Origin of the sequence: Chryseobacterium sp. PTM-20240506, from assembly GCF_048296755.1 — a bacterium.
GTDB lineage: Bacteria > Bacteroidota > Bacteroidia > Flavobacteriales > Weeksellaceae > Chryseobacterium > Chryseobacterium proteolyticum.
The window spans coordinates 4,186,466-4,198,938 of record NZ_CP182581.1; the positions used below are offsets into that span (position 1 = coordinate 4,186,466).

General features: G+C 38.1%; 10 protein-coding genes. All 10 read left to right on the forward strand.

Features of this window, described 5'->3' with window-relative positions; all coding sequences use genetic code 11:
• The first annotated feature begins 2 nt into the window (after window positions 1-2).
• The 10 genes from ACNFU2_RS18810 (at window position 3) to ACNFU2_RS18855 (ending at window position 12,452) form a co-directional block, all read left to right on the forward strand.
• Window positions 3-1,682 (forward strand): T6SS phospholipase effector Tle1-like catalytic domain-containing protein, encoded by a 1,680-nt coding sequence (locus ACNFU2_RS18810; protein ID WP_273650850.1) that lies wholly within the window; start codon window positions 3-5, stop codon window positions 1,680-1,682.
• Complete coding sequence (locus ACNFU2_RS18815; RefSeq protein ID WP_273650851.1) at window positions 1,675-2,643, forward strand: hypothetical protein; 969 nt, start codon at window positions 1,675-1,677, stop codon at window positions 2,641-2,643. The genes ACNFU2_RS18810 and ACNFU2_RS18815 overlap by 8 nt, the downstream gene beginning before the upstream one ends.
• A gap of 73 nt (window positions 2,644-2,716) precedes the next feature.
• Complete coding sequence (locus ACNFU2_RS18820; protein WP_418122688.1) at window positions 2,717-3,712, forward strand: DUF2931 family protein; 996 nt, start codon at window positions 2,717-2,719, stop codon at window positions 3,710-3,712.
• A gap of 124 nt (window positions 3,713-3,836) precedes the next feature.
• Window positions 3,837-6,170 (forward strand): TonB-dependent receptor, encoded by a 2,334-nt coding sequence (locus ACNFU2_RS18825; RefSeq protein WP_273650853.1) that lies wholly within the window; start codon window positions 3,837-3,839, stop codon window positions 6,168-6,170.
• Window positions 6,171-6,496: 326 nt separating this feature from the next.
• Window positions 6,497-6,910, forward strand: a complete 414-nt coding sequence (tssD, locus tag ACNFU2_RS18830) for a type VI secretion system tube protein TssD (protein ID WP_172284101.1) — start codon at window positions 6,497-6,499, stop codon at window positions 6,908-6,910.
• Between the two features lie 248 nt (window positions 6,911-7,158).
• A complete protein-coding gene (locus ACNFU2_RS18835; RefSeq protein WP_273650854.1) occupies window positions 7,159-9,324 on the forward strand; it encodes a type VI secretion system Vgr family protein in 2,166 nt (721 codons plus the stop codon).
• An 8-nt stretch (window positions 9,325-9,332) separates the two neighbouring features.
• A complete protein-coding gene (locus ACNFU2_RS18840) occupies window positions 9,333-10,223 on the forward strand; it encodes a hypothetical protein (protein ID WP_172284105.1) in 891 nt (296 codons plus the stop codon).
• Window positions 10,198-10,455, forward strand: coding sequence for a hypothetical protein (locus ACNFU2_RS18845; RefSeq protein ID WP_172284107.1), 258 nt, complete (start codon window positions 10,198-10,200; stop codon window positions 10,453-10,455). Before ACNFU2_RS18840 ends, ACNFU2_RS18845 begins: the two co-directional genes overlap by 26 nt.
• 1 nt (window position 10,456) lies before the next feature.
• The gene (locus tag ACNFU2_RS18850; protein WP_273650855.1) at window positions 10,457-12,013 is read left to right on the forward strand and encodes a hypothetical protein; all 1,557 of its coding nucleotides are present in this window, start codon (window positions 10,457-10,459) and stop codon (window positions 12,011-12,013) included.
• Between the two features lie 25 nt (window positions 12,014-12,038).
• The gene (locus ACNFU2_RS18855; RefSeq protein WP_273650856.1) at window positions 12,039-12,452 is read left to right on the forward strand and encodes an immunity 70 family protein; all 414 of its coding nucleotides are present in this window, start codon (window positions 12,039-12,041) and stop codon (window positions 12,450-12,452) included.
• Window positions 12,453-12,473: the final 21 nt, after the last annotated feature.

Consider the following 12,473-nt stretch of genomic DNA (forward strand, 5'->3'; position numbering starts at 1 on the left):
TCATGAGCATCGAGTATTTTGTAGAAGGTAAGACGACTACGAGAACCGGAGGGAATTATTTAACCTACGCCAAGGGAGGCATAGAACATAACAGTTCGGTTTCGGTAGAGCAGAAAGGCAAGGATTCCGGGGTAAGCTATGGACAGGCACAAAAAGTAAACCCCAATGATAAGCCCGTAAATTCGATTGATATCAGCTTGAATCTTTTTTTTGACGGAACCCAGAATAATAAAACCAATACCATGCTGGGTGGAGGTTTTAAGGAAGCCAGCAGCGATAAGGATGATAGCTACAACAATGAATTTACGAACGTAGCGAAAGGATATGACGCTATAGATCCCAATGCGGGTAACCAGGTGTCGTGGTACATTGAGGGGATCGGAACAGAAGATAAAGAAAGCGATAGTATCCTGAAAGGAGTTGCACAAGGTACCGGAAGCACAGGAGTAGTCGCCAAGGTGGCTAAAGGATGTTTAAAGGGAGCACAGGCGATTGTAGATAAATTAAAAAATAACATTAGGCCGATCAATATTCTAACTGTAAATGTGTTCGGGTTTAGCCGCGGAGCAGCGGCGGCAAGACATTTTGTACATGTAGCCAACTCAAAAGCTTATGTCTCTTATTCTAACTTTGGAAAAGTCCTGCAGGTTTTTCCACCTGAAGACATCAAAGACGGATATCTGACCATCAGTGATAAAGATGGATCCAAAGATGCATTTATAAATCAACATGGTTATTTTGGAGCTTGTCTCCTGGCGCAGGGACTGGAGGTTAAAGAGATCAGATTCAGATTTGCCGGGCTATATGATACGGTAGCGTCCTATGGACTTAATCACAGAGGGGGCTTTGGTATTGATAATGATACCAAACAGCTGGGGCTGGATACCATTGGAAGAGGGAAAGTACAGTTTGCCCTGCAGTTGGCTTCTGATGATGAATACAGGGATAATTTTGACCTTACGAACATCAATAGTACAGGATTGTATGGTCTGGAATTTACCCTTCCGGGAGTTCACTCCGATATTGGAGGGTCCTACGGCATTGGAGAGGAAATTTCCGTGTTGTATTGTGATCCTTATGATCCTTATCAGAATGTAGAAACGCATAAAGAGTGTGAAGCATTTAAAAAAATTGTTGTAGAAGAAGGCTGGTATCATGAAGACCAATTGAAAATTAAATATTTTTACCAAAAAGACGTCAATTATGACCGGTGGTGGAATAAAGGAGCACAATATTATGGTTTGGTAGGAACAAGGAAGCTTTCCAATATGTATGATAAAATTCCCTTAAACCAAATGTTTCATTATTCCAGAAATAATGATATTAAGTATCTGGAAGATGTCATCGAAAAAAATCATAAAATAAATGACAGCTTTATGAAGAAGATCTATTCGCAGTTATCCACATATATGAATGCATGCAATGATCTCCGGAATAAATATATAGAAGCATATAATTCAGGGGATACCTCTTCCTCTTCCCGTTATATAAAGGATATTAAAGCTATTTCCTATTTAGGGCATATCGATAAAGAAGATCTGAAAATACTTAGAAATCAGTACCTTCATTGGTCTGCTAAGACCAATCAGATTGGGTTAGATACAAGACCTAATGATAATGCTCCTAAGGAAAGAGGCGCATTGGAAGCGAAATACAGAAAAAGGAATATACAGGATGGATAAGCTGAAAAGATTGATCTATTTATTTTTAGTACTCATTTTTAATTATAATTATGGTCAGAAAACGCCAGACATAACCGGACAATATTATTTTGGAGAAAAGCAGATTTATCTGTATATTTTTCCTGATAACCGGTTTGTTGCGATAGGAGCGTCCACGGTTGCTATTGGAAGAGCGTCAATACAAAATAATGCTTTGATTTTTAATCCTATCCATCAAAAATCAGAATACCTCTTATATAGTAGGAAAACTCCTGGTGAAAACCGATTGATTATTACCGATCAGCAGATCATCCGGAACAAGATATACTTGAGTACAGAATCAGATATTCTGCGTCCTGTCCGCATTAACGTAGATTGCGGACAAACTGGTTACTTCATTCCATTTCAAAATAAAGTACAGGATCTGATCGTAAAAAATAACGCTGATGTTGTAAATGTATTTCCGCTGGACAATATGAGCAACGATCTGTTGTTATTCTTTCTGGAAAAAGAACAGGATATTTCTGAACTTAATGGCATCATTACGATTAAGGAGGGACACATTAAAGATAGTAACCTCGTGCGCCGCTCACCGCTTAAGTTGGGAAATACCACTGATATTGAAGAAGAAAAACCGGAAAATATACTGGCGAAATTCGACAAAATATATTCAATTTTCGATCAGGATAAGATATATTTGAATGAAGATTATCATGTTGTTCAGGATAAAATAGACCTCGGAACTTATTCTTTTAACAAAAATAAAAATCAATACGAAAAAAAGAATAGTACAAACGATCAGCATCTCAGGATCATTTATCCATATGTTAAAATAAAACAGAAACCGGCTAAAGAACTGAAATACAGATATGATCCCCAAAACTTCCTGGTCGCAAAATGTTTGAAGGATCCGGGACTGATAAGGGAAGAAAGCAATGATTCTGATCCCCCGCTTCCTGTACAACCCGCTTCTCAAAAATAATGAAATTGATATGAGATTGATTAAGATATTGTTTTTATTGGCAATTTTTGCCCAAAATATAAGCTGTCAGAAAATGAAAGAAAAAGAAATACCCCAGTTTCAGGTAGAAATATGTGCTCCAGCCAATCCATATAGAATAGAGTTCGTTGATGATAAGATCATAACCCTCGAAGGCATTCCTGCCAGCTTGCCTTATGGCGGAACATCAGGTGAATGGGGGACATCCGGAAAAGGATGGACCGAGCAGCATGGAACTCCGATTGGAGCTGATATTACTTACTATGCAGGGTATGAAGATACTTTTTACCATCTGAAAGCGGACTTTCCGGAAGATAAAATTAAAGACTATATGGAACGGGCTTATGCCCAAAGTGAAGTTCCTCTTTACACCGAAGAACTTCAGGAATATAAAAACCTGGGACGAAATGAAACTTTTGGAAGTGCACAAAATCCTTACAATAGCTTTTCAACTTTGGTTTTTGGTTTTGCTCCCAAGGGAATGGTAGTTGTATGGCTTCGTTTTCGTGCTGTTCAAATAGAATTAGGCAGGTTTCAGGCCGATGCAGTAAAAAATGATAAAGAGCTTGAGAAAAAGCTGTTTGCTAAATGGAGTATGACCAGAGAAGAGGTTAAAAAAAGGGATTTTAATCCTGATGCATCACCCGTTACATGGGATAATTATAGAACAAAGTATTCCTGGAAACCTTTGATTGCTTCCCAGAATAAAGGACTTCGCCTATTTGATATGAACCTGGATTTTTACAATGGTGAAACGGAAGTGATGCTTCGTCCATGGATTAATAACATTCAGATCAAAGAAAGGGCAATACCTAAAGAATTGAACTTTACCTGGGAAACTGGAAAAGGACAACAATACCTGGGGCGTGCTTTTTTTAGTTGGGAAAAAGCAAATGAAGCCTTCAGGAAAACAGGAAGCAAGGGAAATCTTGAACTAACAATAGCTCCTGATAACAGCGGATTTCAGATCTCTCTGAATGGGGAGCCTTTTCCGGCTGATAGCATAAGGATTTTCAAGACCGAAAAAGAGTTTCACGATTCTTATAAATAATCAATAGAGAAATAAAAGAAGGTTTTTCTTTTTGAAACAGGGACATGATTTTAATCAATGTCACCTATTCTTATTTTTACTTAGTATAAATAAAACTTACATTTGCGGCTGAAAAATTGACTAAATGAAACGTGCCGTTATTGTTGCCTTTTTTTTCGGGGGCTTGGGTTGGGCTTTTGCCCAAAATTCAGGATCTATCTCCGGGACTCTCAAACAGTATAATGGAGATAATCTCTCCGAAGCGACCATAGAGCTGATAGAGACTCATAAGCATACCCTAACTGATCAGAATGGTAACTTCAGTTTTAATGAATTGCCGGAAGGAGATTACCACCTTAAAATACAGGTTATTGGCTCCAATGAGAAAATTGTAGGAGTACATGTAAAGCAGAATGAACCAGCAGTGGTCAATTACCAGCTGGAGAAAGAAAATATTTCCGTTATTCAGGAAATTACTTTATCTACGGTCACCAATAAGTTTTCTAAAAAGGAAAGTCCTTATGTTTCCAAGCTTCCCTTGAAAAATATCGAAACCCCGCAGGTTTACCTCAGTGTTCCAAAAGAGTTGATTCAGGAACAGATTGCAGTTAATCTGGGAAGTATCTCAAAAAATATTCCGGGTTCCGGAATTCCCATGCTTGCCAATCAGGGACGTGTTACATTCCTTTCCCGTGGATTTACCACGGAGCCTATGGTAAGAAACGGGATCTCAGGTTTTGCCTACACTACCATTGATCCGGCAAACCTTGAAAAAATTGAAGCTATTAAAGGACCTTCGGCAACCTTATTTGGCTCAAATCTGTCGACATATGGAGGTTTATTTAACAGGGTAACCAAAAAGCCGTATAATGGTTTCGGAGGAGAAGTGTCCTATACGGCAGGAAGCTGGAACTACAACAGGTTTACTGCAGATATTAATACACCAGTGAATAAGGATAAGACCATTCTTTTCCGGTTAAATGGTGCGGCCACGTACCAGAAAAGCTTTCAGGATCTTGGATTTAGTAATGCGATCTCAATGGCACCCTCTATTTCCTATCAGATCAATGACAGGCTTTCTCTTTTATTTGACATCGAATATGGCCACGAGAAGGCTACCTCTGTTGTGAGGTTTAATCCTTACCTGAAAAGCAATAAAGTACAATCTATTGCTGATATGGGATTTCCTTATAACCGGTTGTTTGGAAGCAATGATATTGCTTATGAAACAGAAATGATGAATATTTTTGCACAAATGAACTATAAGATTTCTGATTACTGGACATCTCAAACCGTTTTCTCACGTGCAAGATCGACCATAGACGGATACATTACTGCCATCAATGGGACTTCTGATACAAAAGCAAGCTTACAGGTGATGAAGGGAAATACCAATTTCATTGCGACCAATATTCAACAAAATTTTATTGGGGACTTTCAGATTTCAGGACATAGAAACAGATTGATCATTGGGCTGGATTATTACAACAATGCGAATAGTTTCGACAGGGTAACGGTGACAGGTGCTCCATTTGATTTTACCAGCAATACGCCCTATTCAGCCAATCAATCTACGATAGATAATCTTGCTAGTTCAGGAACCCCAAGGATCGAAAAAAATGGAGACAACAGCTATGCTATTTATGCATCCGATGTCTTCAATATTACCGACAGATTTCTGGCTATGGTAAGTCTGAGGGCAGACCGATATCAAAATCTTGGAGTTACCGATATTGCTAAAAATGTAAACTCAGGTGATTACTGGCAGACTAATTTTTCCCCAAAATTCGGTTTGGTTTACCAGGTGGTAAAAGACAAAGTATCCATTTTCGGAAACTATATGAATGGATTTACCAATAAAGGAGGATCAGATATCAACGGAAACACTTTCAAACCGGAACAGGCAAACCAGAAAGAAATAGGAATAAAGGGAGACCTTTTTGGACATAAGCTGGTAGGAACAGTGAGCTATTATGATATTGATGTAAAAAATATGGTGCGACCTGATCCTGTTAATAATCTGTATTCTTTACAAGACGGAGGGCAGAGAAGTAAAGGAGTAGAGGTAGAATTTACTGCAAACCCTTTTCGTGGATTCAATATTATTGCTGGATATGCCTATAATGACAGTAAAATGACCAAAGCAGAAGAAAAAATCAATGGGTTGCGTCCTGCTTTATCCGGACCATCCAATCTTTACAATTTATGGATGAGCTATCAAATCATGGCGGGAGAATTAAAAGGACTCGGAGTGGGTTTTGGAGGAAATAAGGGAAATCATTCTTTCCAGACCAATACGACAACAGCTAAAGTTATTATCCCGGCATATACTACTTTAGATGCTACAGTCTTTTATGATCATAAAAATTTCAGAGCAGGAATAAAAGTGAATAACCTGACCAATGAAAAAACATGGTCGGTAAGATTAACTCCACAAAATCCGACCCAGGTCCTCGGGAGTATTGCATATAAATTTTAAATTTAAGCTGTGATTTTCACAGCTTTTTTTGAATCTAATCTTATGTTAACACCTTCTAAATTTTATTAATTTTTTGTTAATATCTCTCGGATGGGTGTTAAAAATAATTAGATATATTGACTGAATTTTAATTATAATTATTTGATTATAAGTGTTTTAATGTGTTATTTATTTCTATTATCGTAGAATTACTACACCAAATCGTAGAATTACTACAAAAACTCAGATAGGTGATCAAAAAGTTTCAGATTAAGAATAAGCAATCTATATTTGCTATACAATTGAACACCACATCACAAAATATTAACGATTAAAATTTACAAATCATGGCAGCAAATTCAAGAGGAATCTTAAAATTCAACGGAGGCGAAGGTCAGAAATTATTAAAGCTTAATTACAGCGTATCAAGATCTACAGACGTTTCAGGACGTGTAGCTTCTGACCCTTCCAACGCAATCATCAAATTAACGATCGAAGCTACAGAAAAATCTGACATCTTAGAAAGCTTACTTAACGGGAAATACAAGCCTACAACAGGTGAAGTTACTTTCAATAAATCTCACGAAGAAGGAACATTAATTACTTTAACATGGGAGAACGGATATGTTATTCAGCACGAAGTAGACTTTGATGCTGTGGATGACAACAGTATGCTGATCAGCTTCATCGTAAGTGCAGAAAAAATCCATTATGGTAACGGTATCTATGAAGGTATCTGGCCAGGTGGAAGCAGCAATTAATTAAACCATCCTAGTAAAAATAAAATTGGTACAGAATAGTTTACTCACCAGAGTTGACTATTCTGTTTTTTCGTTTTGAGATCCATAACTCTATAAAAATATCATATATATCTATTAATTAGGTGTTTATGATTTTTGGTTTAGAGGGAATATAGAAAATTATCTGATCATAAGATGATTTTATTTCACAACATCAGCTAATCAATTCAAATAGTAAGATTATGTTTAAGGATGGTCAATCGCCGAAAATGTCGGCGCCCAAAAATATAAAAGGTCCTGCAGAACAACTGGGAGATACAGTGAAAACACAGGCAATACAAAAGGGTAGTGAAAAAATACAGGAAAAAGCAAATCCGAAAGTTCAGAAAATAACCCAAAAGCTATCCCAGGCTCAGGCTTATTCAGGCATGGCACAAAATGCCTCCGGTCTTTTTATGAACCAGGTTGTGCAGCCTACAGCTCCTTCTGTTATAGAAGATAAAGTATGGTCCAAGCAACCTACTTCCAAAATACATAATGCGAATGCGCTCCCTCAAAGCCAGATCATGGGTATCAATAGGGTGGTAAAACTTGATATTATTATTGAAGGAAAAATTGTAAAACACTTTAAACACTTTAAGCTTAAACAAAGTGCTACAAAACATCATGAATTCGATTTAATGCTTGCTCATGATACACTGGGAAATCCGGAAAACCATAACCTTGAAGAAGCCCAAAATTTCCTTGGAAAAAGAATCACTGTCGTATTTAAATACAAAGACGTTGAAGATGGACCTGAAAGAAGTTTTGTAGGGGTTATTACCGAAGTAGGTTTTAGCCAGGAGAAGGGCAGCCTTGGAAATGTAGTACTTACGGGATCAAGTCCTACCGTTTTGCTTGATGCGGCTCCTCATATCCAGAGCTTTGGAGGAGGTAAAGAAATAAGCTTAAATAGCATCGCAGATCAGGTTATAAAAGAAGGATTGGGACAAAATAAGTTTGACTTCCGGGTTGATTCACAACATGGAAATGTCTCTTACAGCTCCCAATATGAGGAAACCCATTATAATTATCTTGCAAGAATTGCCGAAGCCTATGGTGAGCAATTCTATTATGACGGTGAAGTTCTTCATTTCGGAAAATTGCCGCCTCAGGAAAAACCAATCAAGCTTACTTATGGCAGCAGCGTTCAGGATATAAAAATAAGAATGAAGGCTCAGCATGTTAATCCTACTTTTTATGGGTATAACAGCAGTAAGAATGAAAAACTAACCACCGGTAATTCAAAAATTACCCATACTTCAGATATTGCCAAGCGTGCATACGAAATTTCAGAAAAAACATTTACAACGCCATCTCTGAGAGTAGCTCCGATTAAGGCTTCATCATTTATGGACATTGACGCATCCCAAAAAGGTACTGCGGGAAGTAAAGCATCCAGTGTTTTCATTACTTCAGGAACCACTACTGTTCCTTTCCTGTATCCAGGATGTACTGCCGATATTGAGATGCGGAAAACAGACAGTAATGAAACCTCTTATTTCACAAAACTCATGATCATAGATATGACTCACGAGGTAGATGCAAGAGGATATTATACAGGAACATTTGATGCGATTGCATCTGATACAGGATTTATTCCACGGCCGGAGTTTGAAACCCCTAAAGCAGAACCTCAGTTTGCCAAAGTGATCTCCAATACCGATCCCTTAAACCAGGGTCGTGTACAGGTACAGTTTGACTGGCAAAACGGATCTGCAACCACGGAATTTATCAGAGTGATGACTCCCGATGGTGGAGGAAGTGAAAAAGTAAGCAAAAATCGTGGATTTATGGCCATCCCTGAAGTCGGCGATCAGGTTGTGGTTAATTTCGTTCATCAACATCCGGACCGTCCTTTTGTTATGGGAGGTATGTTTCACGGAGGTGTTGGCGGTGGCGGTGGCGCAGGAAATAATATTAAAAGCTTAAGCAGCAGAAGTGGTAATAAACTGGAACTGGATGACGGAGCAGGTTCTGTTTTTTTAACAGATCAGGGAGGTGCGAATATGAAGTTTGATGGTGCCGGTAATGCAACGACCAATGCCAATAACAATAAGACAGTAAAAGTAGGTAATAACAATACAGTAAATACAGGTAGCAAAAATGTCATCAATGTCGGAAGTAAAGATGGCGGTGGTGCCAATTCTGTGTTTTCAATGGATAATGCCGGAAATATATCTTTAGAATGCGACACGAATGTAACCATCAAGACAGGTGCCAGTTCAATTACATTAAAAGCTGACGGAACAATTATCCTCAGCGGAAAGATCATTGGAATCAGTGGAGAGGGAATCGGAGTTGTAGGTACCAAAGGAATTGATCTTTCATCTCCTGCCAATCATCTCGGTGGCGGACAGACCAAGATCGATGGTGGGGACGCATTTATTAATTAAACAGATCTATGAGTGAATCATTCAACATAAAAGATAAATTTTCTGAACAATATACTCTTATAATAGATTCAGATATTAAAGCGGTAAATGTACACATGATTTCCCGTTCACAGTTAAGATGGGATTTCACCGTTCTACAGGTAGCAGAGGATCATATTAAAGTAAAAATAATTGTTCTGGACCACATTCTTCTTGAAGCCAATAATCCTCTAATTAAAGAGGTGGCAGCACTTACGAATGCGTTTTCCAGGTTGTATAATGAATTATATCTGACCATAAATAGTGAAGGCAAAGTCGTGGAAGTTTCCAATATGAATGTCATTCGTTCAAAGTGGCAGCAGACCAAGGCTGAAATGGAAAAGATAGCAGAAAATAATCCTGAAATTAAAAATGCGATTATCTTAAATGATAACATCTTCCAGGATGAAAAGAAGCTGATAGAAGGCATTCAGAATAATGAATTTTTCCTGATGTATTTTAATAAAATCTATGGACGAAAAATCCCGGGAAATTACAAGGAAAATGCATTAAACCTTTTTAATTCAGCCAATGTACACTGGAGTTTTGACCTGAAGAATAGCAGTAACCCATTACTGTCTTCCGATGAAATGATTGTAGAACTTTCCGGAGAACCATCCATTTTATTGAACATAGGATTTTATAACCGGGCGTATATTCAGTTTTCCAATCAGATCGATGTTTCCAAACTGGAAACCTCACTCAACGAAAAAGGGATTTACAGAACGGAAAAATCTACAGGAAGAATCATAGAAGCTTCCCTTACGAGAGAAGAAATTGCCGATCCTGAAAATCTTTATGCAAAATTGAAATATACATTTTATAGCGACGAAATTCTTAAATATAAAATGTCAGATGAATACAATACAGCGACTTCCTGATGTAAAGTCTTATATAAAGAGCATTTCTATAAGAAATTACCGCCTCGGATTTAATTTAAAATTCGACAGGAAAAACTGTATTAAAAGCTTTTTCATCTTTATGGCTAAAGAATATGAAAAAGATCAGGAGAAATTTATCAGAAAAACCGTTTACGGAATTGAGCATCAGCGGATCGATGATAGAAACAGGATAAAAGCCCATACTCGAAAACAAACCCTAAAAAGACTGTAATATGGGACATAAGATTATTACAGAAAAAGATTTTTGGATGTGCTCCAGTGGTGCGATGCCTGCACAACTACAGGGAACCAGAAAAAGCAATAAAAAAAGCTCAGGAGAAGTCTACATCACTGTTGCGGATACCGCTACAAGCAGCTGGATAGATTTTGGCTGTACAAAGAATATGCTTTGGGCCGCACTTTTAACTGCTGTGGCTGTAGTGGTAGTGGTCGCCTTAATTGTAGGTACCGGAGGTGTTGCTGCCATAGGTCTTATCGGAATGATGGCCATCGGCGCAGCGGCAGGAGTTGCAGGAGGAGTTATTGCAGCCGTAGACGGAGCATTGAAGTGTGGGCAAAAAAATGCCACGGCAAGAACATGGGATGCTAGTAAAAATAATCTTCTTCTTACAGGCACTCCAGGTATTACAGGAGACCGTACCATGACCTGTTCTATAGGTGGAGTGGTAAAATTTGCCCCTGAAATCAAAAGCTGGACCCATGCTTTAGCTTTGGGTAGCTTTAATTATGTCACTCAGCTTGCAGGCTGTGCCCTTGGTGGTGCGGCGGTAGGGGCTGGAGGATTTCTGGTCTCGGGACTGGCAGGCGGATCACTAGCCGTAGCAGCACCAACCTTTTCCAGTGTTCTCTCAAACGTTGCCGGAAGTTTTACCGGAATTTGGGGAGGCAGCCGTGCATTGTTCGGATTAAATGCGCTGGCTAATGAGCATGCTTATGGAAATGTTCAGAATGCCGGTGATGCCGGAGCTGCTTTAGTCAATGGAGGAATTCCTGAAATTGGTATGGGACAGCGTATTTTTACCGGACAGGCTCATCCTTCTGACTATCTTCTGTTTTTATATTTATTAAATATAAAAGTGAAGGAACCTGCACCACCCATTAAAGAGCAGAATAGTGGAGGCGATAAAGATGGAAATAATACTTCTAAAGAAGAAGGAAACAAAACGCCTGAAGAAGAAGGAGCTAATGGAAGCAAAGGACAAGGAGAAACAACAACAAAACCCAATGAAGGCGGGGAAGCAAATTCTTATGAAAGTAGTCAGCCTGGTGATCCGCCTGGTACCTATAGAGATAGCAATGGAAGATTAAAAGATTCTCAAACTCATAAATTCGTTAAGGATCCTAATGCCCAGGTTGCAGAACCAACCGAACCTAATCCTAATAACCCAAATGATACAAATCGACCAAGCTGGAGAAAAAGTGAAATTGATGCGGAACAAATGTATCCTGGTTATGATACTCAAAAAAGTTTCATTGATGGCAAAGAAGTGCCGTATGGAACGGAAGGAAGTACAAGGCCTGATTTATATAATACAGGACATAGTGTTGAGGTGAAAAATTATGATGTCACATCTAATACGGGTCGAAGAAATTTAACGAATGAGCTTAACAGACAATATACAGACAGATTACAAAATCTTCCACCAGGAACAAGACAGACAGCAGTAATTGATGTTAGAGGTCAAAATATGTCTCCTGAGGCATTAGTTCAGTTAGAATCTAGTATTCAAAAGAGTTGTCCGAATCTGGAGGTAATTTTTATTCAATAATTAATATATTTATAAAAAATAAATAATGACAGGATTAAAGGTAGGACCTATATTTTATAAGATAGGCACGGGTGATTTTTTACATTCTTTTTTTTCTACAATTGCTTATAATCTGGAAAATAATAAATGGGGCAGTAGATTTCCATTGCTAATGAATGAATTGTATTATAAAACTTTACCCGCAGATAAGGTAGATGGAGCAATTAATGAATTAAAAACGATCCAAAAAGAATTGGAAGAATATTCACCATCTATGGTAGTGTGGGATATTGAGGATCTGTCGAAACAACCACCTTGGGGAGATAATATTGCCGAAAGAATAACCGATCTGTCCAATTATTTTTATACCAATGATGGTGAAGATCTTTTTAATGTCTTCTATAAAGCCTTTGATGCTGCAAAAAGTGTTAATAAAGATATTAATATCCATAGTATGTAATCTTTACTAGAAGTATATTAA

Excerpts from the sequence above, each read along its gene's own strand:
- ACNFU2_RS18845 (WP_172284107.1), top strand. The coding sequence starts at position 10,198 with ATGAATACAATACAGCGACTTCCTGATGTAAAGTCTTATATAAAGAGC.
- tssD (WP_172284101.1), top strand. The coding sequence starts at position 6,497 with ATGGCAGCAAATTCAAGAGGAATCTTAAAATTCAACGGAGGCGAAGGT.
- ACNFU2_RS18850 (WP_273650855.1), top strand. The coding sequence starts at position 10,457 with ATGGGACATAAGATTATTACAGAAAAAGATTTTTGGATGTGCTCCAGT.
- ACNFU2_RS18835 (WP_273650854.1), top strand. The coding sequence starts at position 7,159 with ATGTCGGCGCCCAAAAATATAAAAGGTCCTGCAGAACAACTGGGAGAT.
- ACNFU2_RS18810 (WP_273650850.1), top strand. The coding sequence starts at position 3 with ATGAGCATCGAGTATTTTGTAGAAGGTAAGACGACTACGAGAACCGGA.
- ACNFU2_RS18815 (WP_273650851.1), top strand. The coding sequence starts at position 1,675 with ATGGATAAGCTGAAAAGATTGATCTATTTATTTTTAGTACTCATTTTT.
- ACNFU2_RS18840 (WP_172284105.1), top strand. The coding sequence starts at position 9,333 with ATGAGTGAATCATTCAACATAAAAGATAAATTTTCTGAACAATATACT.
- ACNFU2_RS18825 (WP_273650853.1), top strand. The coding sequence starts at position 3,837 with ATGAAACGTGCCGTTATTGTTGCCTTTTTTTTCGGGGGCTTGGGTTGG.
- ACNFU2_RS18855 (WP_273650856.1), top strand. The coding sequence starts at position 12,039 with ATGACAGGATTAAAGGTAGGACCTATATTTTATAAGATAGGCACGGGT.
- ACNFU2_RS18820 (WP_418122688.1), top strand. The coding sequence starts at position 2,717 with ATGAAAGAAAAAGAAATACCCCAGTTTCAGGTAGAAATATGTGCTCCA.